The 24,525-nt window shown below is 72.4% G+C and carries 23 protein-coding genes; 12 read left to right on the plus strand and 11 right to left on the minus strand.

Annotated features, from left to right (window positions below; all coding sequences use genetic code 11):
• The first annotated feature begins 84 nt into the window (after positions 1 to 84).
• The 5 genes from Actob_RS24335 (at position 85) to Actob_RS24355 (ending at position 6,825) form a co-directional block, all read left to right on the plus strand.
• A complete protein-coding gene (locus Actob_RS24335) occupies positions 85 to 1,101 on the plus strand; it encodes an NAD(P)H-dependent glycerol-3-phosphate dehydrogenase (protein ID WP_284914115.1) in 1,017 nt (338 codons plus the stop codon).
• A 52-nt stretch (positions 1,102 to 1,153) separates the two neighbouring features.
• Positions 1,154 to 3,520, plus strand: a complete 2,367-nt coding sequence (locus Actob_RS24340; protein ID WP_284914116.1) for a glycoside hydrolase family 65 protein — start codon at positions 1,154 to 1,156, stop codon at positions 3,518 to 3,520.
• Positions 3,521 to 3,732: 212 nt separating this feature from the next.
• A complete protein-coding gene (locus Actob_RS24345; RefSeq protein ID WP_284914117.1) occupies positions 3,733 to 5,328 on the plus strand; it encodes a cellulase family glycosylhydrolase in 1,596 nt (531 codons plus the stop codon).
• 691 nt (positions 5,329 to 6,019) lie between these two features.
• Entirely contained in the window at positions 6,020 to 6,340 is a 321-nt protein-coding gene (locus tag Actob_RS24350; RefSeq protein ID WP_284914118.1) for a helix-turn-helix domain-containing protein, read from the plus strand.
• A 281-nt stretch (positions 6,341 to 6,621) separates the two neighbouring features.
• Positions 6,622 to 6,825: a cold-shock protein gene (locus Actob_RS24355; RefSeq protein ID WP_284914119.1), complete on the plus strand. Its 204-nt coding sequence runs from the start codon at positions 6,622 to 6,624 to the stop codon at positions 6,823 to 6,825.
• Positions 6,826 to 6,991: 166 nt separating this feature from the next.
• Here the strand turns inward: Actob_RS24355 and Actob_RS24360 are convergent, their stop codons facing one another.
• From Actob_RS24360 to Actob_RS24385, 6 genes are all read right to left on the minus strand, one after another.
• The gene (locus Actob_RS24360; RefSeq protein WP_284914120.1) at positions 6,992 to 7,867 is read right to left on the minus strand and encodes an alpha/beta fold hydrolase; all 876 of its coding nucleotides are present in this window, start codon (positions 7,865 to 7,867) and stop codon (positions 6,992 to 6,994) included.
• A gap of 16 nt (positions 7,868 to 7,883) precedes the next feature.
• Positions 7,884 to 8,369 carry a flavodoxin domain-containing protein gene (locus Actob_RS24365; RefSeq protein ID WP_284914121.1) on the minus strand — a complete coding sequence of 162 codons (486 nt, stop codon included), beginning with the start codon at positions 8,367 to 8,369 and terminating at the stop codon, positions 7,884 to 7,886.
• 196 nt (positions 8,370 to 8,565) lie between these two features.
• Positions 8,566 to 9,459, minus strand: a complete 894-nt coding sequence (locus tag Actob_RS24370) for a universal stress protein (RefSeq protein ID WP_284914122.1) — start codon at positions 9,457 to 9,459, stop codon at positions 8,566 to 8,568.
• Positions 9,460 to 9,628: 169 nt separating this feature from the next.
• Complete coding sequence (locus Actob_RS24375) at positions 9,629 to 9,925, minus strand: 2TM domain-containing protein (RefSeq protein ID WP_284914123.1); 297 nt, start codon at positions 9,923 to 9,925, stop codon at positions 9,629 to 9,631.
• Between the two features lie 108 nt (positions 9,926 to 10,033).
• Positions 10,034 to 10,492, minus strand: coding sequence for a hypothetical protein (locus Actob_RS24380; RefSeq protein ID WP_284914124.1), 459 nt, complete (start codon positions 10,490 to 10,492; stop codon positions 10,034 to 10,036).
• Positions 10,489 to 11,115 (minus strand): hypothetical protein, encoded by a 627-nt coding sequence (locus Actob_RS24385; protein ID WP_284914125.1) that lies wholly within the window; start codon positions 11,113 to 11,115, stop codon positions 10,489 to 10,491. Before Actob_RS24385 ends, Actob_RS24380 begins: the two co-directional genes overlap by 4 nt.
• Before the next feature lie 107 nt (positions 11,116 to 11,222).
• Between Actob_RS24385 and Actob_RS24390 the strand changes: the two genes are divergently transcribed.
• The 7 genes from Actob_RS24390 to Actob_RS24420 all read left to right on the plus strand — a co-directional run bounded on the left by Actob_RS24390 (position 11,223) and on the right by Actob_RS24420 (position 19,333).
• Positions 11,223 to 12,128: an ABC transporter ATP-binding protein gene (locus Actob_RS24390; protein ID WP_284914126.1), complete on the plus strand. Its 906-nt coding sequence runs from the start codon at positions 11,223 to 11,225 to the stop codon at positions 12,126 to 12,128.
• Positions 12,112 to 13,692 (plus strand): ABC transporter permease, encoded by a 1,581-nt coding sequence (locus Actob_RS24395; protein ID WP_284914127.1) that lies wholly within the window; start codon positions 12,112 to 12,114, stop codon positions 13,690 to 13,692. The genes Actob_RS24390 and Actob_RS24395 overlap by 17 nt, the downstream gene beginning before the upstream one ends.
• Before the next feature lie 14 nt (positions 13,693 to 13,706).
• Positions 13,707 to 15,908 carry a glycosyltransferase family 2 protein gene (locus Actob_RS24400; RefSeq protein WP_284914128.1) on the plus strand — a complete coding sequence of 734 codons (2,202 nt, stop codon included), beginning with the start codon at positions 13,707 to 13,709 and terminating at the stop codon, positions 15,906 to 15,908.
• Between the two features lie 90 nt (positions 15,909 to 15,998).
• On the plus strand, positions 15,999 to 17,171 hold the full coding sequence (locus Actob_RS24405; protein WP_284914129.1) for a hydroxymethylglutaryl-CoA reductase: 1,173 nt from the start codon (positions 15,999 to 16,001) through the stop codon (positions 17,169 to 17,171).
• 223 nt (positions 17,172 to 17,394) lie between these two features.
• Complete coding sequence (locus tag Actob_RS24410) at positions 17,395 to 17,841, plus strand: hypothetical protein (RefSeq protein ID WP_284914130.1); 447 nt, start codon at positions 17,395 to 17,397, stop codon at positions 17,839 to 17,841.
• A gap of 106 nt (positions 17,842 to 17,947) precedes the next feature.
• The gene (locus Actob_RS24415) at positions 17,948 to 18,340 is read left to right on the plus strand and encodes a nuclear transport factor 2 family protein (protein WP_284914131.1); all 393 of its coding nucleotides are present in this window, start codon (positions 17,948 to 17,950) and stop codon (positions 18,338 to 18,340) included.
• A gap of 51 nt (positions 18,341 to 18,391) precedes the next feature.
• Positions 18,392 to 19,333, plus strand: a complete 942-nt coding sequence (locus tag Actob_RS24420; protein ID WP_284914132.1) for an alpha/beta hydrolase family esterase — start codon at positions 18,392 to 18,394, stop codon at positions 19,331 to 19,333.
• A gap of 9 nt (positions 19,334 to 19,342) precedes the next feature.
• Here Actob_RS24420 and hypE read toward each other — a convergent pair whose 3' ends face one another.
• Genes hypE through Actob_RS24445 form a run of 5 tightly spaced genes read right to left on the minus strand, consistent with a single transcriptional unit; the run spans position 19,343 to position 24,524 of the window.
• Positions 19,343 to 20,398 (minus strand): hydrogenase expression/formation protein HypE, encoded by a 1,056-nt coding sequence (gene hypE / locus Actob_RS24425; RefSeq protein WP_284914133.1) that lies wholly within the window; start codon positions 20,396 to 20,398, stop codon positions 19,343 to 19,345.
• Positions 20,395 to 21,507 (minus strand): hydrogenase formation protein HypD, encoded by a 1,113-nt coding sequence (gene hypD, locus Actob_RS24430; protein WP_284914134.1) that lies wholly within the window; start codon positions 21,505 to 21,507, stop codon positions 20,395 to 20,397. Before hypD ends, hypE begins: the two co-directional genes overlap by 4 nt.
• A complete protein-coding gene (locus tag Actob_RS24435) occupies positions 21,504 to 21,752 on the minus strand; it encodes a HypC/HybG/HupF family hydrogenase formation chaperone (protein WP_284914135.1) in 249 nt (82 codons plus the stop codon). Before Actob_RS24435 ends, hypD begins: the two co-directional genes overlap by 4 nt.
• A gap of 1 nt (position 21,753) precedes the next feature.
• Entirely contained in the window at positions 21,754 to 24,063 is a 2,310-nt protein-coding gene (hypF, locus tag Actob_RS24440; protein WP_284914136.1) for a carbamoyltransferase HypF, read from the minus strand.
• A complete protein-coding gene (locus tag Actob_RS24445; RefSeq protein ID WP_284914137.1) occupies positions 24,060 to 24,524 on the minus strand; it encodes a hydrogenase maturation protease in 465 nt (154 codons plus the stop codon). The genes hypF and Actob_RS24445 overlap by 4 nt, the downstream gene beginning before the upstream one ends.
• Between the last annotated feature and the right edge of the window lies 1 nt (position 24,525).

Raw genomic sequence — 24,525 nt, forward strand, 5'->3', positions numbered from 1 at the left:
CGATCGATTGCAGGGACCAATGACCCTGATGCTCGGGCCTGTCGCTGGTTGCCCGGGGCCGCCACGAGTGCGGAGACTGGCGGCATGACGCTCCGCAGCCCATCGGTGGCCGTGCTCGGCGGTGGGACCTGGGGCACCGTTGTCGCGTCGATCACCGCCCGCCACACCGAGACCGTGCTGTGGCTGCGGGACCCGGCGCTCGCGGCGACCATCGGCGAAACCCACCGGAACCCGCGCTACCTGCCCGACTTCTCCCTGACGCCCACCTTGCGCGCGACCGCCGACCTGGCCGGGGCGGTCCGCGACGCCGACGTGCTGATCGCCGCGGTGCCGTCGCAGTACCTGCGCGGCGTACTGATGGCGGCCGCCGACCACGTGCGTCCACTGATTTCGGTGATCAGCCTGGTCAAGGGCCTGGAGCAGGGCACCCGCAAGCGGATGACCGAGGTGGTCGCCGAGGTGCTGCCCGGGCATCCGGCCGGCGTGCTCTCCGGCCCGAACATCGCCCGGGAGATCGCCCGGGGATACGCCGCCGCCGCCACCCTGGCCATGCCGCACCACCACACCGCGCAGGCGTTGCAGGCCATCTTCAACACCGGCCGCTACCGCGTCTACACCAGCGACGACGTGATCGGCGTGGAGATCGCCGGCGCGCTGAAGAACGTCTTCGCGATCGCCGTCGGCCTCGGCGACGGGCTCGGCGCCGGCGACAACACCCGCGCCATGGTGATCACCCGCTCGCTGCACGAGCTGACCCGGCTCGGCACCGCCGTCGGCGGCCGCCCGGAGACGTTCGCCGGCCTCGCCGGCATGGGTGACCTGATCGTCACCTGCGTCAGTCCGTACAGCCGCAACCGGCACATCGGCGTCGAGCTCGGCCGCGGCCGTCCGCTGCCGGAGATCCTCGCCGGGATGCGCCAGGTCGCGGAGGGCGTGCGAACGACGGCGGCGGTCACCAAGCTCGCCGCCGAACAAGGGGTCGAGATGCCGATCGCCCACGAGGTCGACGCCGTGCTCAACCACGGCCAGCCGGTCGAGCAGACGTACCGGGGACTGCTGCGGGTGGTGCCCGGCCACGAGTTCTACGGCGACACCTGGTAGCCGGGACTCTCGGCCCTTGGCGGGTGCGCCGCCACCGGCCCACACTGACGGCATGCGGCATCCCGCGTACCCCGTGGACCCGTGGCAGGTGCGCGAGACGCGCCTGGACCGGGACGTGCTGGCCCGCGCCGAGTCGATCTTCGCGCTTGGCAACGGGCACATCGGGCTGCGCGGCAACCTCGACGAGGGTGACCCGTACGGCATTCCGGGGACCTATCTGAACTCGTTCTACGAGCTGCGCCCGCTGCCGTACGCCGAGGGTGGCTACGGCTATCCGGAGTCCGGTCAGACCATCGTCAACGTGACCGACGGCAAGGTGATCCGGCTGCTGGTCGACGACGAGCCGTTCGACGTGCGCGACGGCCGGCTGCTGCGTCACGAGCGGGTGCTCGACCTGCGGGACGGGGTGCTGCGCCGCGACGTGGAGTGGCAGTCGGCGGCCGGGCGGACGGTCCGGGTCAGCTCCACCCGGCTGGTCTCGTTCGCGCAGCGGTCGATCGCCGCGATCGAGTACGAGGTGACCCCGCTGGACGCCCCGGTCCGGGTGATCGTGCAGTCCGAGCTGGTCGCCAACGAGGCACTGCCCGGCCCGCTCAAGGATCCCCGGGTCTCGGCGGTGCTGCGGGCGCCGCTGGTGGCCGAGGAGCACACCGCCGGGCCGGCCGGGGCGGTGCTGATGCACGTCACCCGGGAGAGCGGCCTGCGCCTGGCGGCCGCCATGGACCATCTCGTGGACGGGCCGCCCGGCGTGCGCTGCGACACCGAGGCCGAACCGGACCTGGCCCGCACCACTATCGCCTGCCGGCTGGCGCCGGGACAACGGCTGCGCCTGGTCAAGCTGCTGGCGTACGGCTGGTCGAGCCGGCGCTCCCGCCCGGCGATCCGCGATCAGGTGGCAGCCGCGCTGGCCGGCGCCCGGTTCGAGGGCTGGGCCGGGCTCCGGGCCGCCCAGCGGGCCTATCTGGACGACTTCTGGGACGGCGCCGACCTGGAGCTGGACGGCGACGCCGAGGTCCAGCAGGGCGTCCGGTTCGCGATGTTCCACGTGCTGCAGGCGGGCGCCCGGGCCGAGCGGCGGCCGATCGCCGCCAAGGGGCTGACCGGCGCCGGCTACGACGGGCACGTGTTCTGGGACACCGAGCGTTTCGTGCTGCCGGTGCTGACCTACCTGCAGCCGGCCGCCGCGGCCGAGGCGCTGCGCTGGCGGCACGCGACGCTCGACCTGGCCCGGGAGCGGGCGGCGACGCTCGGCTGGGCCGGCGCGGCGTTCCCCTGGCGGACGATTCGCGGGCACGAGTGCTCCGGGTACTGGCCGGCCGGCACCGCGGCGGTTCACCTGGCCGCCGACATCGCCGACGCGGCGGTCCGGTATGTGAACGCGACAGGCGACACCCGGTTCGAGCGTGACGTCGGCGTCGATCTGCTGGTCGAGACCGCGCGGCTGTGGGCGGCGTTCGGCCACTACGACCGCAGTGGCGTCTTCCACCTCGGCGGCGTGACCGGGCCGGACGAGTACACCGCCGTCGCCGACGACAACGTGTACACCAACCTGATGGCGCGGCGGAACCTCACAGCGGCGGCCGACGTGGCGGGCCGGCATCCGGACCGGGCCGGCACGCTGCGGGTCACCGGCGCGGAGATCGCGGCATGGCGGGCGGCCGCGGCGGCGATGCACCTCCCGTACGACTCGCAGCTCGGCGTGCATCCCCAGGTCAGCGGCTTCACCCTGATGCGGGAGTGGGACTTCCGCGGTACCGCGCCCGGCGACTACCCGTTGCTGCTGCACTTCCCGTACCTGGACCTGTACCGGTCCCAGGTGGTCAAGCAGGCCGACCTGGTGCTGGCCATGCACTGGTGCGGGGACGCGTTCAGCGCCGCGGACAAGGCCCGCAACTTCGCCTACTACGAGCCCCGTACCGTCCGTGACTCCTCGTTGTCCGCCTGCGCCCAGGCGATCATCGCCGCCGAGGTGGGGCATCTCGAGCTGGCCCACGACTACCTCGGCGAGGCGGTCCTGATGGACCTGCACGACCTGCACCACAACACCCGCGACGGGGTGCACATCGCGTCGCTGGCCGGGGCGTGGCTGTCCCTGGTGGCCGGGCTGGGCGGGATGCGTGACCACGGCGGGCGGCTGTCGTTCGCGCCGCGGCTGCCCAGCCGGATCGAGCGGCTGGCGTTCTCGTTGCTCTGGCGCGGCTTGCGGCTGCACGTGACGGTCCGGCCCGCGGAGGCCGAGTACTCGCTGCGCAACGGCGACGGCGACGCCGAGCTGCACCTGTGGCACCACGGCGAGCCACTGGTGCTCACCACCACCAAGCCGGTCACCCGGCCGATCACGCCGATCACGCCGCTGACCGGCGTCCCCGATCAACCGCCCGGACGCAAGCCCGCGCACCGGGCCGATCTGCTCTCGTGAGGCGCTGATCGTGCGGGCGCCGAGGCCGGGCCGGCGGACGTGCCGCCGCGCGGCGCGCACACCTGCCTGCGGGCCGGGCCGGCACCGCGCGTCGAAGCGTCATCGAAGCGATTCGATTGCCATGGGAGCGATCCCATGCCACCATTTCTGGCCGGGCGCGGACCGGAGTCACCGCCGGCTCGCGCGCCGCGACCGCACGAGAGGAACCCCTTATGAGTTCGATGGCAAGGAGGGCCGGGCTCGCGTTCACCGCCGCCGCGCTGGCCCTCGCCGGAGCCGTGTACGGCGTGACGTCGGCCTCGGCCGACGTCACCGCCCAGCTGACCGCTCCTCAGCTGGTTGCCGACATGGGCGCCGGATGGAACCTGGGCAACCAGCTGGAGGCCAGCAACAACGGCATCCCCAGCGAGACGGCGTGGGGCAACCCGGTCGTCACGCAGGCCCTCATCAACCGGGTGAAGGCGTCGGGCTTCAAGACGATCCGCATCCCGATCTCCTACCTGGGCAACATCGGATCCGGCCCGAACTACACGATCAACTCGGCCTGGCTGAACCGGATCCAAGAGGTCGTCGACTACGCCTACGGCCAGGGCCTGTACGTCGTGATCAACATGCACGGCGACGGCTACAAGTCCGTCACCGGCTCCTGGCTGATCTGCGACGCGTCCGACCAGACGACGGTCAAGGCGAAGTACCAGAAGGTGTGGCAGCAGGTCGCCGCCCGGTTCGCGAGCTATAACGAGCACCTCATCTTCGAGTCGATGAACGAGGAGTTCGACGGCCAGTACGGCAATCCGACCCAGCCGTGCTACTCGAACATCAACGCCTACAACCAGACCTTCGTCGACACCGTACGCAGGACCGGCGGCACCAACGCGTCGCGCTGGCTGCTCGTCCCCGGCTGGAACACCAACATCGACTACACCGTCGGCAACTACGGGTTCACGCTGCCGACCGACCAGTACCGGTCGTCGTCGATCCCCAGCACCGAACAGCGGCTCATGATCTCCGTCCACTACTACGACCCGTGGGACTTCACGGGCCAGGAGGACGGCACCATCACCCAGTGGGGTCCGAACGCGACCAACCCGGCGAAGACGTCGACCTGGGGGCAGGCGGACTATCTCGACGGACAGCTGAAGAAGATGCACGACACCTTCGTCGCGCGCGGCTATCCGGTGTTCGTCGGTGAGTACGGCGCCATCGACAAGACGGCCGCCGACCCGGCCAACAACCGGTACCGCGCCGATTACGCGCGCACCCTGGTGGCGGCCGCCAAGAAGTACGGCGCGGCCACCGCGTACTGGGACAACGGCTACAACGGGGCGTACGGGTTCGGGCTGTTCAACCGCGGTTCCGCCACGGTGACCCAGCAGGGCATCATCGACGCCATCATCAGCGCCGTGGGCGGCAGCTCGCCCTCCACGCCACCCACCAGCCCGTCGACGTCACCGTCGTCCTCCCCGTCCGCCACGCCGCCGACCAGCAGCCCCGCCGGCGCCTGCCGGGTGACCAGCGCGGTCAGTGCGTGGAACACCGGGCTGACCAACAGCATCACCCTCACCAACACCGGCGCCACGACGGTCAACGGCTGGACGCTGACCTTCACGCTGGCCCCCGGACAGACCATCACCGCGGGCTGGAGCGCCACCTACGCCCCGGCCAGCGGCAATGTGACAGCGACGAACGCCGGTTACAACGGCACCCTCGCGCCGGGAGCCTCGACCACCATCGGATACCAGGCCACCCACACCGGCAACGCCGCCGCCCCCACCGGGTTCCGGCTCAACGGCGCCAGCTGCAACTGACGCGCCCCGCGGGTCGGGGCTGCTGAGCAGCGCCGACCCGCGCCTGTCGAGGCCCACGGAAACCCTCGGCGGGCCGCCGAGAAAATCTGGCCTCGGGGGACTAGACATTCTTGGCGCCGCCAGCTAACGTTGCCTTCGTTGACGACGAGGATTGGTTAAGACGCCGACGAAACAGGCCGAGCGTCAAGCAGGGCCCGACACCGTTCGCGGCTCGCTCGGTAACCGCGGTGGAAACACCTCACCGCATGCGACACAGGCAAGGTGAGTGCACGACAAGACCTTGACGTAATTCCAGGTCAGGGCAACCGCTGGCAGGGCCGACGCAGGTTCGGGGCTCTGCCGGACGCAAGAAGATCCGTCGCACGTGCGCGGGGCCATGAAGTCGCGTGGGGCTCCGACACCGGCGGGCAAGTTCCACAGGTAAGAGGAAAGAAGAGGAAAGGGAGGGCTGGACGCCGTTGGATCGCCCACTGTCAGGACGGATTCCGAGTTCTGCGGTGGACACCGTTGCCACATCGAACGTGAGGTGGTCTCCGGTCACGCTTATGCGATCCTCGCACCCCCTGCCGCCGGTAGCGGCACGGTGCGGAAAAGAGAACCCGGCGAACCTGTCGGTAGATGGTGTATTCAACCCGTAACCCCGGGCCCCGGCGCGACATGCGCCGGGGCCCTCGTTCATGAAGAGGAATGGATGGCCCAACCCGACGACATGCTCGACGACGAGCACTACCCCGCCTACACCATGGGCCGCGCCGCGGACATCGTCGGCGCTTCACCGGATTTCCTGCGCCGCCTGGACGAGGCGAAACTGATCATCCCGTTCCGCTCCGCCGGCGGGCACCGCCGCTACTCCCGCTACCAGCTGCGTCTGGCCGCACGAGCCCGGGAGATGGTCGACCGGGGCACCGCCCTGGAAGCCGCCTGCCGGATCATCGTCCTGGAAGACCAACTCGAAGAGGCCCTGCGACAGCGCCAGAACCGGCAGCACAGTCAGCGAGCCGACGCCGCCTGATCCCCGACACCTGACGGTCCCTGCTCCACCAGGAGAGGGACCGTTTGCCGTACCTGCCGGAACCTTCGGCGGAAGCCGACGCCGCGCCCCGGCATGATCCGTGCTACGGTTTTCCCGTTGCAGTTTTGATTTCCGTGGACGTTTTCGGCGCCTGATCGGGTTATCTGACACCCGCCAGGCGCTTTTTCGTTTGTCGTGTCGGTTCCGGCGCGGGTGATCAACGCGGCGGCGTGAGGGGTCCGCACACCGCGGTCCCCCGACAGCCTGCGAAGGAGCAAGACATGGCTACAGGTACCGTGAAGTGGTTCAACGGCGACAAGGGCTTCGGCTTCATCACCCCGGACGACGGCGGCGCCGACGTCTTCGCCCACTTCTCCGCCATCGCCTCGAGCGGCTTCCGCAGCCTCGACGAGAACCAGCGGGTGGAGTTCGAGATCACCCAGGGCCAGAAGGGCCTGCAGGCGGAGAACATCCGCTCGCTCTGATCCACAGCTTCGCACCGAACGGCGGCCCGACTGGTTCAGCGGGCCGCCGTTCGGCGTTCCACCACGCCGGCTACCTCCCCCACGACGGTGGACAGCGGATTCCCGCACCCCGGCGTGGCGATGCGGATCCGGTCGGCCGCCTTCGCTGGTGCCGGGGCGCTCCGGGTCAGGTGCGCGGCGCCGCCCCGTTTCCGGCCAGCGCGGCGATGTCGCCGGTGATCGCCGGCTGCAGCGCGTCCGGCAGATCGTGCCCCATGCCATTGAAGATCACTAGTTTGGCGCCCGGGACGGCCTGCGCGGTCTCCGCACCACCGGCCGGCCTGACCAGCAGGTCCTCGGTGCCGTGCACGACGAGCACCGGCATCGTGAGGTCACGCAGCAGCGGCCGCCGGTCCTCGGCCGACAGAATCGCCGCCAGCTGCCGCCGGGCGCCGTTGGGGTCGTGCGCCTCGTCGAAGTCCCGGCGGGCCGCCTCGGCGATCCACTCCTCGTCCCGGTGATACCCGGGCGAGCCGACGACCCGGAAGATGTGCACCATCCGGCGGGCCGCCGCCTCCCGGTCCCGGATCGGCCGCGGCGCCAGGGCGGCCACGGCACGCGGATGCGGCCGTCCGATGTGCGACGCCGGGGTGGAGGAGATCGAGGTGAGGGTGCGCACCCGGTCGGGGTGCAGGCAGGCAAGTGTCTGGGCGATCATCCCGCCCAGGGACACCCCCACCACGTGGGCGCTCGTCCAGCCCAGGTCGTCCAGGACCGCCACGGCGTCCCCGGCCATGTCCGCCAGCGCGTAGCCGTGCCAGCGGTGGGTCACCCAGACCAGCGGCGACGGCAGGCCCAGCTCGGTCAGATGGGTCGACCGGCCGACGTCCCGGTTGTCGAATCGGGCGACACGGAAGCCGTGTTTCACCAGCCGGCGGCGGAAGCCCGCCGGCCAGAACGACATGGACAGGCCCAGCCCCATGATCAGTAGGAGCGGGACGCCGTCCTCGGGTCCCTCCACCTCGTACGCGATCTTCACGGCCCCGTGCCGCGCGACACCCACCGCAATCCCTCCCCGGTCACGAGCCGGCGCCCTCGGCGCCGCTCATCGCCAGTACCTTCCTCGTCCACTCCCCGATCCGAGACCAGTCCCGCAGGTCACGCCGCGGGCGGCGGCCACCGGGCGGATCCGCGCCGCCGAACACGGCGACCGCCACCGGCACCAGCCAGGGCCGCCGGGTCAGCGCCCGGTCCAATTGCGCCGAACTGCCGCGCCAGGCCTCCTCCTCGTCGCGCCGAGGGCCCATCCCGAACACCGCCACCGGCACCCCGTCCAGCTCGTGGCGATGGCGCCGGAGGAACCGGTGCGCGTCGCGGTGCCAGCGGCCGGAGTAGATCGGCGCACCGAGGATGATCAGGTCCCAGTCGCTCAGCGGTGCCGTGACCAGCCGGGCCGGCATCGCCTGCGCCGTCGCCCCGCCGGCGGTGGCGGCGGTCGCCACGGCCTCGGCGGCCTCCCGGGTCGAACCGTTTCTGGTGGCGTAAGCAACCAGGATGCGTGCCATCGCAGCCACCTCCCCATCCCAGCGTGCGTCGCCGCGCCGACGGCGGTCAGGGCCGAAGGCAATGCGCTCAGGGGCCTTCCGCGGCGGCGAGCGCATTGCCCCGGTACCGGTCAGCAGCCGCCGAGCACCACGACCAGCGCGACGGCGTCCGGCACGGCGTTACGCGAGGCCACCGGACAGCTTCATCCGGGCTCGCTCAGCCGATCAGGAAGACCGGGCAATCGACCTGGTGCAGGACCGCACGGCCGACCGGGCCTAGTTCCGCCTTGCCAGCCGGCCGGCCGAGCACGACGGCGGCGGCCCGGTGCGAGGCGTCGACCAGCTCGGTGACCGGGTTGCCGGCCACGGTCCGGTTCCGCACGGCGACGCCACCACGCCGGTCGGTCCAATCCGGGGTGCCGGCCGGTTCGCGGGTCACCCGCAGCAGCTCCACGTCGCAGCCGCGGAGCCGGGCCTCCCGCACGGCGAAATCAGCCGCCTGATCCGCCGCCGCCGAACCGTCCATGCCGACCAGCAACGGCCGGGTGGCCAGTTCCGGGCCGGCCGGCCACGGCGCCTGCACCACCAGAACCGGGCCACGGTGGCGGGCTGCCACCCGGTCGGCCACACTGCGCCGCAGTGAACCCCGGATCGGCCCGTGCCGGTGTCCGACCACGATCAGGTCGTCGTCGCCGGCGTCGGCGAGCAACATCTCCGCCGGGCCCATCCCGGCACCGAGCCGGGTGGTGACAGTCACCTTCGGGGCGAAGTCGTGCACCCGCTCGACGACCTTCTCCAGCAGTCGCGGATCGCGCGGTGTGTCGCCGGCGTGCACCAGCAACAGGGCGTACCCACGCAGCTCCGCCTCGATCGCCGCGTGATCGACGGCAACGTGGCCACTCGGCGCGTCGTCCACACCGACGATCACCGTCCCGCTGGCGGTGGATTCGATCACGACCGGCGGCGTCGCGGGCTGCGGGACGTACGGATCCACGTAGGAGTAGCTGGAGAGATACCGATTGATCACTTCACCGTACCGGGTTGTCCGGCGGGACGCGCCGGCTCGCTGCCGCGCCTCCTGCTCAACCTGGAACTTGCCGAGGTCGCTCATGGCCGCCTCCCTGCCCATCTGCGCGCTGGCCACGCGCCGACGACGAAGCGACGCCCCGGAAATGCGGGGCGCCGGCCACGCTGCCGGCGCTCCTAACTTCATCTCACACCTCGGCACACGCCACGAACAGGGCTGTTAGACCTGTTCAGAGGCCATTCGCCCCGGGATTTCAGCGCTTGCCGAGCCGGTCCATCTCGGCGCGGATCGCGTCCTCGGACGGCTCCGAGCCGATCAGCACGTCCCAGGCGTGGAAGGCCAGCCCGATGCCCCAGCCGAAGATCGGGAACACCGGCCAGAAGAAGCCCTCCGGGGTGGTCAGCAACCACACCACCACCAGGAACGAGTTGAACAACAGGTAGGCCAGCGCGTGGGTACCCAGCTCGCGCCGTTTGCGCAGCCGGTCCCTCGCGATCTGGTGCAGGTCACCCGGCGGGGACGCGGCCGGGGTGCCCGACGTGGTCGTCATCGCAACTCCCCTCCCATCGCAGCCACGCCCGCGGCAGTGGGCGCCGTCGCGGACGTCGGTACCCTCCCACCCTCATCCGAGCCGTCGCGGTCCGTACAGGGCCGGAGGTCACCGGGTGGCGGGCCTGGCGGGTGCCTGCCGCAAGTCGTCGCCCCGGCCGCCGGATGACGCGCCGACGACCCGCACGGCGCTGTGCGCACGATGCCTCAGCGCGGCGATGGTGGCCGCCGCCCGAGGCCCGGGCGCGGCTGCGATGACCAGCAGGTCCGCCCGCCGGCTCGCCGCGGCCAGCGTGATCACGGCGTCCACACCGCGTCGGGCGAGGAACTCGGCCTCGACCGAGTACCGCCCGGCCCAGTGGCGCACCGTGTTCTCGAGGCGTACCGTCTCGGCGTCCGTTGCCGGGCCGGTGGCAACGACGCTGACGGCGTTGGCGTCACGTGCGGCCTCGCTGAACGCGTACCGTAAAGCATCCTCGACCGGAGCCGGGCCGATCACGCCCACGATGATGCGGCGCGTCGCCGGCGGAGCCGGCACGCCGGGGCGGGCGACCAGCGTGGCGGTCATCGTCCGACGCTTTCGAGCACACCGGGGCGGCTCCAGCGGTGCACCGGCACGCCGGTCACCGCCGCCATGGTGGCCGCCATGAGCAGCCCGCCGGCGACACCGATCGCGATCACCGCGCCGACGGCCTGGCCGGGATGCCACAGCGGCGTGCTGAAGGTCATGAAGACGGTCAGCCCGGCCAGCCAGGCGAGCGCGCTGTAGACGATCCACCGGTCCGCCCGCGGTGCCAGGTGCCGCAGGACCGTCCACTGGGCGACGCCTATCGAGTTCAGCAGGGCCAGGCCGAGCAGCACGGCCACCGGAATCAGCAGGCCGGGTGGCCAAGCCGTCCAGACGGTGACGAAGGTGGGCGCGAGCAGGGCGATCGCGTACGCGAGAACCGCCGCCGCCGCGGTGACGGCGATCCAGCGCCGCACCGGGAGGTCCGGCAGGATCCGGCGCAGCACCGAACTCTGTCCCCAGCCCAGCACCGCGCCCTCCACCGCGCCCGCGGCCAGCAGGGCCGGCACCGCGACGACCGGCCGCGCGGCGACGGTGAGCGCACCCACCGTCGCCGGTACCGCGAACCCGGTCACCTCGGCCGCCGTCACGGTCGCCATCCATACCGGCCACACCCGTTCCATGCCTCCAGCGTGGATCCGTTCCCGCCGCGGAACAGCGGCCGGAAGTCCCGGTGCCGGCGGGACCTTTCGCGCTGCCGCGACCCACGGGTCCGGGTGACGCTCGGAACATGGCCACCATCGAGGTACGCGACCTGGCGCGGGCGTACGGGCCGGTGCGAGCCGTGGACGGGATCAGCTTCTCGGTCGGCGACGGCGAGATCTTCGCGTTGCTCGGGCCGAACGGGGCCGGCAAGACGACCACCGTGGAGATCCTCGAGGGATACCGCACCCGGGACTCCGGCACCGTACGGGTGCTGGGCTACGACCCGGCGACCGGCGGGCCGGCCTACCGCTCGCGGATCGGCGTGGTGCTCCAGTCGGCCGGGTTCGAGGAGGAGTTCACCGTCCGCGAGCTGGTGCGCCTGCAGGCGAGCCTGTTCCCGCGCGGGCACGACCCGGACGAACTGATCGCCCTGGTCGGACTGGGCGACAAGAGCGGTGCCCGGGTGAAAGGACTCTCCGGTGGCCAGCGGCGCCGGCTGGATCTGGCGCTGGGCCTGGCCGGCGCACCCGAGCTGCTCTTCCTCGACGAGCCGACGACCGGGTTCGATCCGGCCGCCCGCCACCGCGCCTGGCAGCTGGTGGCCGGCCTTCGCGAGCTGGGCACCACCATCCTGCTCACCACGCACTACCTGGAGGAGGCGCAGCAGCTCGCCGACCGGGTGGCGGTGATGCGTGGCGGCCGGCTGCTGGCCACCGGAACGCCGGAGGACCTGCGAGCCGGCAGCAAGCTGCCCACTGTGATCAGCTTCGGTCTGCCGGCCGGCGACCTGCCGGCGCTGAGCGCGGCACCGGAGGTGACCGGCACGACCGTGCGGGTCGTCTCGCGGGATCCGGTCGCTGACGCGTGGCGGCTGACCGGGTGGGCGCGCGAGCATGACATCGCGCTGCCGGACTTCACGGTCAGCCCGCCGACGCTGGAGGACGTCTACCTGGCCCTGACCGAGGAGACTTCCGATGAGCCCGCGGACTGAGGCCGCGCTGACCGGGCATGCCATCCGGAGTTTCCTGCGCAACCCGGTCGCGGCGTTCTTCACCCTGGCGTTCCCGGTCACCTTCCTGATCATCGTGGCGTCGCTCGTCGGCGACGTCCGGACCGGGTCGGGCGTGCCGGTGGCGCAGTTCCTGGTGGCGCCGTTCGCGGTGTTCGGGGTGGCGCAGGCGTCCTTCGTCCTGGTCGCGGTGGACATGGCCGGGCTCCGGGAGAACGGCGTGCTGCTGCGGCTACGCGCCACGCCGGTGCCGGCGTGGGCGGTGCTCGCCGCCCGGATCGGCGCATCGGTAGTCGCCTCCGGCATGGCGGTGGCGCTGCTGGTCACGGTGGGCATCCTCGGATACGACGTGCGGATCGTGTGGCACAAGCTGCCGGCCATGCTGGTCACCCTGCTGCTGGGGATCGCTTGCTGCGCCGCCCTGGGCCTGGCCCTGGCCGCGCTGACCCGGACCGTTCTGGTCGCGCAGTCGCTGGCACAGGGATTGCTGATCACCCTGGCCTTCGTCTCCGACGTGTTCATCGTCGGTGCCGTCCTACCCCGCTGGCTGGACGTGCTCGGCTCGGTCCTGCCCCTCAAACACTTCGCCCGGGCGATGGCAGAGACCTTCGATCCGGCCCCCGGATCCGGCTTCTCCCCCGGCCATCTCACCGTTCTGGCGCTGTGGACCGTGGCCGGTGCGGTGGTCGCGAGTCTGCGGTTCGGGTGGCAGCCGCGAGGCGCCGGGACGCCCCGGGTGCCGGTCGATCCGGATTCACCCGCGGCGGCCCGGCTGTCGCCGCCGACGGTTTCCCATCGGTCACCGCTCGCGGGACAGATCGCGTACGCCCTGCTCGGACTGCGCCGCAATGGTCTCGCGGTGTTCTTCTCGCTGGTCTTCCCGGCGCTGTTGCTGGCGCTGTTCCCGACGGTCTTCGGCGGCGGGCAGGTGCACGGCATGCCGATGGCCCAGTACCTGTTCGCCGGGATGATCGCTTACAGCGCCACCGTCACCGCCTACGTCGACATGCCGGAGTCGGTGGTGGTCGCCCGCGCCGCCGGGGTGCTCAAGCGGCTGCGCGGCACCCCGCTGCCGTTCCGCTGGTATCTCGCCGGGCGCGCCGGCGCCGCCCTTTTCGCCGCGCTGCTGGCCGCCGCCCTGCTCACCGCCGTCGGCGTGGGCTTCCTGGACGTGCGGCTGGACGCCACCCGGCTCCCGGCGCTGCTGCTCACGATCGCCGCCGGTGTTCTCTGCTTCGCGGCACTCGGCCTGGCGGTCGCCGCGCTGCTGGCCTCGGCCCGCTCGATCGTCGCCGTCACGCTCGGCACGTTGCTGCCGCTCTGCTTCGTGTCCGAGGTCTTCGTGGTGGGTGACCAGCCGCTACCCGGCCGGCTGACCGCCGTGGCGAACGTCTTCCCGCTGCGGCACCTGCTCCAGGCGGTGCTGGCCGCGACGGATCCGGCGGCCACCGGCACCGGCTTGGCGCCCGGCCACCTGGCCGTCCTGGCGGGGTGGACGGCACTGGGGCTGCTGATCGCGACGCGCCGCCGGGCTGCCCTGGACTGATCCGAGGAGGCAAGATGCGGGCCGTTCTGCTGCTGGCCGGGATCGTCACCGCGCCGCTGAGTTCGCTACTGATCTTTCTGCCGTCCCGGCGGACCGGCGCCGCGTCGGTGATCCGGCGGGTGCTGCTCACCACGGCGTTCACCGCGCTGGTGTACGCCGTGCTCGCCCTGTTGGGGGCCCCGCCCGCTCAGATCGCCGGCGCCGTCATCGCCTACCTGCTGACCGGCGTGGTGTGGCTGCCGTGCACCGGCCGCTGGACCGCCCGGGCCCATGTGGCCTGGGCGTCCAGCGTCTTCCTCTTCGTCGCGTACCTGCTGTTCGTGATCGGCTGGACGCTCAGCAGTGGCCTGGGTCCCTGGGGCACCGCCGCCGGTCTGCTGCTCTGCCTCTTCGAGCTGGTCGCGGCGTTGCTGGGCGCGGCCTACCTGTGGGAGCTGTGCGACGCGCTGGGCAGTCAGGTGTGGCAACGGCGGGTGCCGGTCGACCGGTCCGTGGAGCTGGCCCGGCGCAGCCGCACCCGGGCGGCGGCCACGCTGCCCTTCGTCAGCCTGCACGTGCCGGCCCACAACGAGCCACCGGACATGGTGATCGACACGCTGCGCCGGATGAAGCTGATCGACTATCCCCGCTTCGAGGTCATCGCGATCGACGACAACACCGGCGACGAGGCTCTGTGGCGACCGGTCGAGGCCTGGTGCGCCGGGCACGGCGTCACGTTCTTCCACCTCGACGGCTGGCCCGGCTTCAAGTCCGGGGCGCTGAACTACGCGTTCGGCGAGCTGGCCGACCCGGCCGCCGAGATCATCGGGGTGGTCGACTCCGACTACCGGATCGATGCCGGGTTCCTGCGCCGGTGCGTGCCGCTCTTCGACGATCCGCGGATCGGGTTCATCCAGGCGCCGCAGGACTACCGCGACTGGCACTCGGTACCGTATCTGCGCTGGCTGTACTACTCGTACCGGTATTTCTTCGCGGTGTCACAGCCGTCCCGCAACGAGCGCGACGGGGCGATCTTCGCCGGGACGATGGGGCTGATCCGCCGGGAGGCGCTGCGCGCCGTCGGTGGCTGGGACGAGTGGTGCATCACCGAGGACGCCGAACTGTCGCTGCGCCTGCTGCGGGCCGGCTGGTCCGGTCTGCACGTCGACGCGTCGATGGGTCGCGGGGTGATGCCACTGACCTTCGAGGCGCTCAAGAGCCAGCGCTACCGCTGGTGCTTCGGCGGCATCCAGATCATGCGGATGCATTTCCGGTCGCTGCTGCCCGGGCCGCGCACCGAGCACAACCGGCTGTCGCTCGGACAGCGGTGGGCCTACCTGTCCGGGGCGCTGCAATGGTACGGCGATCTGCTCGGCCTGATCTTCTACGTCTTCCTGCTGTGCGGCGCGGTCAATCTGGCGCTCGGTGGTGACCAGCTGTTCCGCAAGCTGTCGGCGTTCCTGGTCGCCACCGTGCCGGTGCTGATCGTGCTGGGCCTGCTGCGCGCCGTGGCGCTGCTGCGCCGGGAGACCGGGGCGACCTGGCGCGATGCCGTCGGCGCCTTCTTCGTCTGGCAGTCCACCGCGCTGGTGGTGGCCCGGGCGTCGGTGCAGGGGCTGTTCGCCCGGCGGGCGGAGTTCCTGCGTACGCCGAAGACCGGCGAGCGCGAGAGTCTCGGGCAGGCGCTGCGGGCGAACTGGGCGGAGACGCTGCTGGCGGCTCTCGGCGTGGCCGGGATCGTGGCCTCGCTGACCCGGTGGGACACCTACAGCGGACCGCTGCTGGCCGGGCTGCTGGTGGTGCCGACACTCGGGCTGGCGGCGGCGCCGTACTACAGCCGGGCCGCGCAACGGGCCATGCTGCCGCCGGAGCTGGCGGCTCGCCGTCGTTCGGAATGGCAGCGCGACCGGCGTGCCGTGCTCGCCGGCACCACCGCCGGACTGACCCTGGGTGCCGCCGGGGTCGCGGTCGCCCTGCTCGTCACGCTGCTGACCGCGCCGAGCACCGGCCTGGTCAAGCCGCCCGACCTGAATCCGGCACCGACCACCCGGCCGGCCACCACGAAACCCACGCCCAGCCAGTCACCGAGCCGGTCACCGAGTCCGGCGCCGAGCAGCGCGACGCCGAGCGGCACCCCGTCGCAGAGCCCGTCCGCCTCGCCCTCGGAGAGCCCGTCGAGCGAGTCGCCCGCCCCCAGCTCCCCGACCGTCACCAGCACACCCAGCCCAGCCGGGTAGCCGCGAGAGCGGCGTGGCGGGCCGCATGGCAGGTGCGCCGCGGGTCATGCGGCCATGCCGCGCGGGTCCGGCGCGGTGTCGACTGGGGGTATGGCAAGCCCGCGCATTCCCCGCAGCATGTCCGACGACTACACCCGGACGATGGCGACGCAGCGCCGGCAGGTGCTCAGTGAGCACAGCGGCGCGGTCCTCGCCCACGTCGGGCGCTACAGCATCGATCCGGCGGTGCTGCGCGGCAACATCGAGGGCTTCATCGGCGCCGCGCAGGTGCCGATCGGCGTGGCCGGTCCCCTGCTGGTCGACGGCGAGCACGCGCGTGGCGAGTTCCTGGTGCCGCTGGCCACCACCGAGGGCACGCTGGTCGCCAGCTACAACCGCGGGATGCGCCTGCTCGGTGCGTGCGGCGGCGTCACCACCACGATCGTCGAGGAGTCCATGCAGCGCGGCCCGGCGTTCCGGTTCGACACCGCGCGGGAGGCCCGCGACTTCGGCCGGTGGGTGCTCGACAATCTCGCCGGGATCCGGGCCACGGCCGAGGCGACCACCCACGTCGGACGGCTGGTCGACATCGGCCAGTACCAGGTCGGCCCGCTGCGCTACCTGCGGTTCAACTACACCACCGGGGACGCCGCCGGGCAGAACATGACCGGCAAGGCCACCCGGGCGGCCTGCGAGTGGATCCGCCGGCACTGCCCCGGGCAGCCGTGCTACGTGCTGTCCGGCAACGTCGACACCGACAAGAAGCACTCGCAGATCAACACGCTGCTGACTCGCGGACGGCGGGTGGTCGCCGAGGCGGTACTGGGCGCCGAGGCGCTGCACCGGATCATGCGGGTCGACCCGGCCGAGTTGTTCCGCTGGCGGCAGGTGTCGATGACCGGCGCGATGCTGGCCGGCGCCGCGGGCACCGGGGTCCACGCGGCCAACGGGCTGGCCGCCCTGTTCATCGCGACCGGGCAGGACGCCGCGAACGTCGCCGAGTCGCACGCCGTGATGAGCTACACCCAGCTGCTGGACTCCGGTGACTACTACTGGTCGGTGACGCTGCCGGCGCTGATCGTGGCCACTTGCGGCGGTGGAACGGGGCTGCCGACCCAGCGGGAGTGCCTGGAACTGCTCGGCTGCTACGGGCCAGGGCGGGCACGGGCGTTCGCCGAGATCTGCGCGGCCGTGGTGCTGGCCGGCGAGATCTCGCTGGCCGCCGCGGTCCTGCACGACGACTGGGTGGGCGCGCACGAACGGCTGGGCCGCAACCGGCCCTGACCGGCAGGTCCGGGCGCGGCTGATACCGGCCGGGCGTCGCCGCACTCACCTCGGTGAGTCGCCACGTGGTCGAACACGCCGCCTGCCCGGTGCTGGTCGTCCCGTCGCCGGCCGGATGACGCGTCGACCACCGCACGCCTCCGGGTCGTATCGCCGATCTGGGCCCGTCGGCCCTATCCGGCGCCCGGTCGCCGGTGGAGGCTGAACGAGGAAAGGCAGAGTCATGACCACAGCAACCGCGAGACACCGCCCGTCGGTGGGCTCACGCCGGTTCGGCTACGGCGTCGCCGCCACGATCAACATCTTGCTGATCTATCTCGTCAACGTGCGTCCGGGCTGGGCGGCGGTCCCGTTCCTGTCTGCGGATACCGCTCAGATCATCCCCCTGGTCAACGCCTCGCTGGTCGTCGGGCTGGTCGTGGACGCCGTCCAGTTCGTCCGGGATCCGCGCTGGCTGGTCGCGCTCGGCGGACTGGCCACCACCGCGATCGGGATCGCCGTGCTGGTCCGGATGTGGCGGGTGTTCCCGTTCGACTTCGGGGACGCCTCATTCGACTGGACGCTGCTGTTCCGGTTCGGGATCGCGGCCTGCCTGGTGGGTGCGCTGATCGGCTTCATCGTGCAGGCGGTGACACTGCTGCGCGCGCTGGCCGGGCCACATCCCGGCTGACCGTCGCGGTCCCGTGCCGTAAGCTCGCTCCGCCAGGTCAGCAGGACCGCGCCGGGAAGGTGTCACTGCCGGGCGGGACGCTGGTCACCATCGGCCGGGAGGATTCATGAAAGCATTCCGTCAAGCGGTCGAGGCACGCGACATCGCCGCGATCGCCGCCCTGCTCGCCGACGACGTGGTCTTCGTCAGCCCGGTGGCGTTCCAGCCCTACTCCGGCAAGGCGATGACCGTCGCGATCCTGCGCGGGGTGCTGCGCGTCTTCGAGAATTTCCGGTACGTCGGTGAGCTCGCCGGCGCGGATGACCGGGACCACGCGCTGGTGTTCGAGACCAGCGTCGGCGGCAAGGACATCACCGGGTGCGACTTCCTGCACCTGGACGACGACGGGCTGATCGACCGGTTCACCGTGATGGTCCGGCCGCTGTCCGGGGCGCAGGCGCTGGCCGAGGCGATGAACGCCCAGTTCGACCAGATCCGGCGCGAGGCGGCTCAGGGCTGAGCGATTCGCTCATCGGTGGTAGCTTGGCCGCATCCCGGCTCGGGAGGTGCGATGGCTCGGCGACGGTGGCAGGCGGCTCGGGCGATGATCGCCGCGGCGGCGGTCATGGTGACGGTGGCCTGCGGTTCCGGCTCCAGCGCCGGGAAACCCTCCGCCAGCGCTCCGGCCGTGCTGCCGTCGAGCGGCACCGGCACCGCCGAGATCGGTGGCCGCCAGGTCACCGTGCACGTCCCGGACTCCTACCACCCCGACCGGCCGGCGCCGCTGGTCATCGGGCTGCACGGATATTCGTCCGATGCCCGGGAGTTCGAGAGCTACATGCGGTTGACGCCCGAGTCGGACCGGCGGGGCTTCGTCTACGCCTACCCAGACGGCACGACCGACGATCGTGGCAATCGCTTCTGGAACGCCACCGACGCGTGCTGCGCCTTCTCCAGCCCGGAGACCGACGACTCGGGTTACCTCAGTCAGCTCATCTCGACGATGCGGGCCACGTACCGGATCGACAGCTCCCGGGTCTACCTGATCGGCCATTCCAACGGCGGCTTCATGGCGTTCCGGATGGCCTGCGAGCACGCCGACCAGGTCACCGCGATCGTCTCGCTGAACGGCGCGAGCTGGACCGACGCCGCACGATGCCGGCCGTCCCGGCCGGTCAGCGTGCTCGCCGTGCACAGCAGCGCCGACGAGACCATCGCGTTCGGCGGCGGCCAGATCAACGGCGTCGCCTACCCGTCGGCGGCCACCACGATCACCCAGTGGCTGGGTTACGACAGGTGCGCCGCGACGGGCCGCGACGCTGCCCCGCTCGACCTGGTCACCGACCTGCCGGCCGCCGAGACGTCGGTACGTGCCTACACCCAGGGGTGCGCCGGCGGATCGACAGTGCGGGAGTGGACGATAGACGGTGGGACCCATGTGCCGCGCCTGACCTCCACCTTCGCCACCGCCGTGACGGACTTCATGGTCGCCGCGGTCCGGCCCGCCCGGTGACCCGGCGGTTCAGCAGATGCGTGGCAGCTGCTCACCCAGCGGCATGTCGAGCACCCGCCGGGAGCCGACCGCGGTGCGGACCACCACCGGTCCTTCGGGCAGGACCGTGCCGATGCGGACCGCGTCGCGGCCCTCCGCCCGCCCGCGCATCGCCGCGAGCACGGCGTCCGCCCGGCCCGGCGCGACGAACGCGACCAGGCAGCCCTCGTTGGCCACGTAGGCCGGGTCGAGACCGAGCATCTCGCACGCCGCCCGGACCGGTTCGGGTACCGGCAGTGCCCGCTCCTCGATCTCGGCCCCGGCTCCGGAGGCCACCGCGATCTCGTTGAGCGACGCGGCCAGGCCGCCCCGGGTCGGGTCGCGCAGCGCGTGCACGGCGTCTCCGCCGGCCGCCATCATCGCGGCCACCAGCCGGTGCAGCGGGCGCGTGTCGGAGGTGATGTCGGCTTCGAAGCCGAGGCCGGCACGGGTGCTGAGCACGGTGACGCCGTGGCAGCCGATCGGCCCGGAGAGCAGGATCGCGTCTCCGGGGCGGGCGCCGGCCGCTGACGGGGCGGTGCCGGGCAGCCGGCGGCCCAGACCTGCGGTGATCACGAAGAGCCGGTCGGCGGCGCCGCGGCCGACCACCTTGGTGTCACCGGTGACGACCGGCACGCCGGCGGCCACGGCGGCCGCCCCAGCGGAGGCGGTGACCCGGCGCAGGTCGGCCATCGGCAGGCCTTCCTCGACCACGTAGGCGAGGGTCAGTGCGACCGGCATGGCCGCCCGCATGGCCAGGTCGTTGACGGTGCCGTGCACGGCCAGCGCGCCGATGTCGCCGCCGGGGAAGAAGAGCGGGTCGACGACGTACGCGTCGGTGCTCAGGGCCAGCTCGGTGCCGTCGGCCCGCACCACCGCGGCGTCTTCGAGCGGCCCGCCGCAGGCGGCCGCTCCGAGCGCGGGCACCAGCACGTCGGCGATGAGTTCGGCGGAGAGCCGGCCACCGGAGCCGTGCCCGAGCAGAACGCGTTCGGTCTCCGGGACCGGCGCCGGGCATGTGCCGGCCGCCGGGTCGACGATGGTCATGACGGATCTCCCGGTGCGGGGGCGCGGCGGCGCCCGGCGGAGTAGTAGGCGGCACAGGTGCCCTCGGCGGAGACCATCGGTGCGCCCAGCGGCGTGCGCGGGGTGCAGGCGGTGCCGTAGGCATGGCAGTCGGTCGGTACCCGGTCGCCGGTCAGGATGCCGCCGGCGATGCAGTCGGGGTGCTCGCGCACCACGATGCTGCCGACATCGAAGCGGCGCCCGGCGTCGAACGCGGCGTACGCGTCGGTCAGGGTGAGTCCGCTGGCCGGGATGGCGCCGATCCCCCGCCAGCTGCGGTCGGTGATCCGGAAGACGCTGCGGACGGCGTCCTGCGCCGCGGTGTTGCCCTCGCGGCGCACCGCGCGGGCGTACTGGTTCTCCACCCGGTACGACCCGGTCTCCAGCTGCCGGACCGCCATCAGGATGCCCTCCAGCAGGTCGAGTGGCTCGAATCCGGTGACCACGATCGGCACCCGGTGCTCGGCGGCGATCGGCTCGTACTCGGTCCAGCCCATCACCGCGCAGACGTGCCCGGCGGCCAGGAAGCCCTGCACCCGGCAGGTGGGTGCGCGCAGCACCGCGGTCATCGCGGGCGGCACCAGCACGTGGCTGACCAGGACGCTGAAGTTGGTCAGGCCGAGGGTGGCGGCGTGCCGCACGGCCATGGCGTTGGCCGGCGCGGTGGTCTCGAAGCCGACCGCGAGGAACACCACCTGCCGGTCCGGGTGCGAGCGGGCCAGGGCGACCGCGTCCATCGGCGAGTACACGACGCGGACGTCGGCACCACGGGCACGCAGGGCGAGCAGATCGGTGTGCGAGCCGGGCACCCGCAGCATGTCACCGAAGCTGGTGAGGATCACCTCGGGGCGCTGGGCGATCGTCATGGCCTGGTCGAGTACTTCGAGCGGGGTGACACAGACCGGGCAACCCGGTCCGTGGATCATGCGGATGCCGCCGGGCAGCAGCTCGTCGATGCCCTGCCGGACGATGGTGTGGGTCTGCCCGCCGCACACCTCCATCAGCGTCCACGGCCGGGTGGTGACCCGGCGCAGCTCGGCGAGCAGCGCCCGGGCCAGGTCCGGGTCGCGGTATTCGTCGAGGTACTTCACGGCCCGAGCTCCTGTTCCAGGACGTCGCCCATGGCGCGCAGCACGGCCAGGGTGCGCTGTGCCTCGGTCGCGTCGACGACGCTGATCGCGAAGCCGACGTGGACGATCACGTAGTCCCCGACGCCGGCCTGCGGGGTGTAGGCCAGACAGACCTGCTTGCGGACGCCGCCGAAGTCGACGGTGCCGACCCGCAAGCCGTCCTGCTCCTCGATCCCGGTGAGCCTGCCGGGGATGCCCAGGCACATGTCAGCCGTCCTCGGCCAGCCGGGCCGCGGCGATCACTGCCTGGCCGTAGCTGATGCCGCCGTCGTTGGCCGGCACGTCGCGGTTGAGCAGCGCGGTCAGCCCGGCGGCGCGCAGGGCGTGCGGCAGGCCGGTGGCCAGGATGCGGTTCTGCAGGCAGCCACCGGAAAGGCAGACGACCCGCACACCGGTCCGCTCGGCGGCCCGGGCGCACAGCGCCACTGTCACCTCGATCACGGTACGGTGGATCGCCGCCGCCAGATCGTCGGCGGACTCCCCCGCCGCGCTGCGCTCCAGCAAAGCGCCGAGGGTGCCGGACCAGTCGTAGACCCACAGCCCGCCGACCCGGGTGATCCGCCACGGCAGCGGCTCCGGACGGGTGGCGCCACGGTGTGCCGCCGCCTCCAGCAGGATCGCGGCCTCGCCCTCGTAGCCGGCGTCGTCGCGGATGCCGAGCAGGCTGGCCACCGCGTCGAGGAAGCGGCCGGCGCTGGAGGCGGGTGGGCAGTGCACGCCGCGCTCGATCATGCGGCGGACCAGCGCCTGCTCGGCGGGGGGCATCCGGCTGAGCAGGGCCGGTTCTGGGCCGGGTGGCAGCGGGAACTCGCCACCGTACAGGTAGCCGAGTGCCATCCGGGCCGGCCGGCGCACCGCGGATCGCGCCCCGGGCAACGGCGCGGTGCCGAACCGGCCCAGCCGCCGGAATCCGGTGTAGGTGGACAGCAGCAGCTCACCACCCCAGAGCCGGCCGTCGTCGCCGAACCCGAGGCCGTCGTAGGCGACGCCGAGGAACGGACCGTCCAGGCCGTGCTCCGCGGCGCAGGACACCACGTGAGCGTGGTGGTGCTGCACTGCGATCCGCCGGGGCGGGGGTGCCGCCCGCTGGGCATAGCCGGTGGAGAGATAGTCGGGGTGCAGGTCGTGGGCGTACACCTCGGGCTCGCACCGATGCAGGTGGCACAGTTGCGCCACGGTGGCCTCGAACGCGGCGAGCGCGTCGGCGTCCGCCAGGTCGCCACCGTGCGGACCGATCAGGGCCTGGCCGGCGCGGGCCACCGCGAAGGTGTGCTTGAGCTGTGCTCCGACGGCGAGGATGGGTCGGCGGGCCGGTACCGGCAGGGGCAACGCGCCGGGGGCGTAGCCGCGGGCACGCCGGATCAGGCGGACGGTGCCGCCGGCCGCCTGGACCACCGAGTCGTCGTAGCGGGCCCGGATCGGCCGGTCGTGACCGAGGAAGCCGTCGGCGATCCCGGCGAGGCGGTCGGCCGCGTCGGCGTCATCGATCGCGATCGGCTCGTCGGCGCGATTGCCGCTGGTCACCACGAGCGGGCGGGCCAGGTCGTGCAGTAGCAGGTGGTGCAGCGGAGTGGTGGGCAGGAACAGCCCCACCCGGTCCACGCCGGGCGCGACGGCCGGCGCCAGGGCGGTCCCCGGCCGGGCCGGCACCAGCACGATCGGATGTGCCGGGCTGGTCAGCGCTTCCGCCGCGGCCGGGTCGAGACGGGCCAGGGCGTGGGCGGCGGCCAGGTCGGCCACCATCACCGCGAACGGCTTGTCGGGCCGTTGCTTGCGCAGCCGCAGCCGGCTCACCACGGCCGGGTTGGTGGCGTCGCAGATCAGCTGGAAGCCGCCGAGGCCCTTGACCGCCACGATCCGGCCGACCGCGATCGCGCCGGCCGCCGCGGCCAGCGCCTGCTCGCCATCGGTTTGACGCCCTCCGGCCCGCCAGGTGAGCCGGGGCCCACAGGCCGGGCAGGCCACCGGCTCGGCGTGGAACCGCCGGTCGGCCGGGTTGCGGTACTCCGTGGCACAGCGCGGGCAGAGCGGGAAGCCGGACATGGCGGTACGGGCCCGGTCGTACGGAAGATCGTCGACGATGGTGGCCCGCGGTCCGCAGGCGGTGCAGTTGACGAACGGGTACCGGTAGCGCCGGTCGGCCGGATCGAACAGCTCGCCGAGACAGTCGTCGCAGGTGGCGAGGTCGGCTGGTAGCCCGGCGAACCCGGCCGGCAGGGCGGCGTCGCCGCTGGGCACGACGCGGAATCCGGGTGGCGGCGCGGCGCCGTCCGGGGTGACGGTGATCGCGGCGACCCGCGCGGCCGCCGGGGCCTGCGCGCGCAGCGCCTCGACCAGCCGGGACACGGCCGTCTCGGGCCCGCCGACCCGGATGACCACCTCGCCGCCGACGTTGCGGACCTCTCCGTCGAGGTGCAGACCGGTCGCGACCCGGTGCACGAACGGGCGGAACCCGACGCCCTGCACGGTGCCGCACACCCGCACCGACCATGCTTGCGGTGTGCCGACGGCGGTCATGGCGCGGCCACCAGATCGCAGATCCGCTCGGTGACCGGCCGGATCGTGGCGGCCACCGGGGCGCTCAGTCCGGTCCCGAAGCCGAACTCGTGGCCGTAGGCGACCAGCGCGACCAGGCGGCACGGAAGCCGGTCCAGTGCCCGGGCCAGCCGGATGGTGTCGCCGAGCCCGATGCTGTGCCCGGAGGTGGCCGGCGCGGCCGGCCCGGCGTCCTCGGGCAGGCAGACCTCACACCAGCCGGTGCCGCCACCGGCGGCGACATCGACCACCACGGCGAGGGCGGCCCCGGTCCACGCCTGCAACATCCGGCTCGGTTCGCCGTCGCTGACCCGCAGCTCGACCCCGTCCAGCCGGTGATCGCCGTCGCGGCGGGCGGTCAGTTCGGCGAGCACCCGGGGGCCGAACCCGTCGTCGCGCCGGTATTCGTTGCCGACGCCGATCACCACCCTGCGCGCCGCCATG

This window comes from Actinoplanes oblitus, assembly GCF_030252345.1.
Classification (GTDB): Bacteria; Actinomycetota; Actinomycetes; order Mycobacteriales; family Micromonosporaceae; genus Actinoplanes; species Actinoplanes oblitus.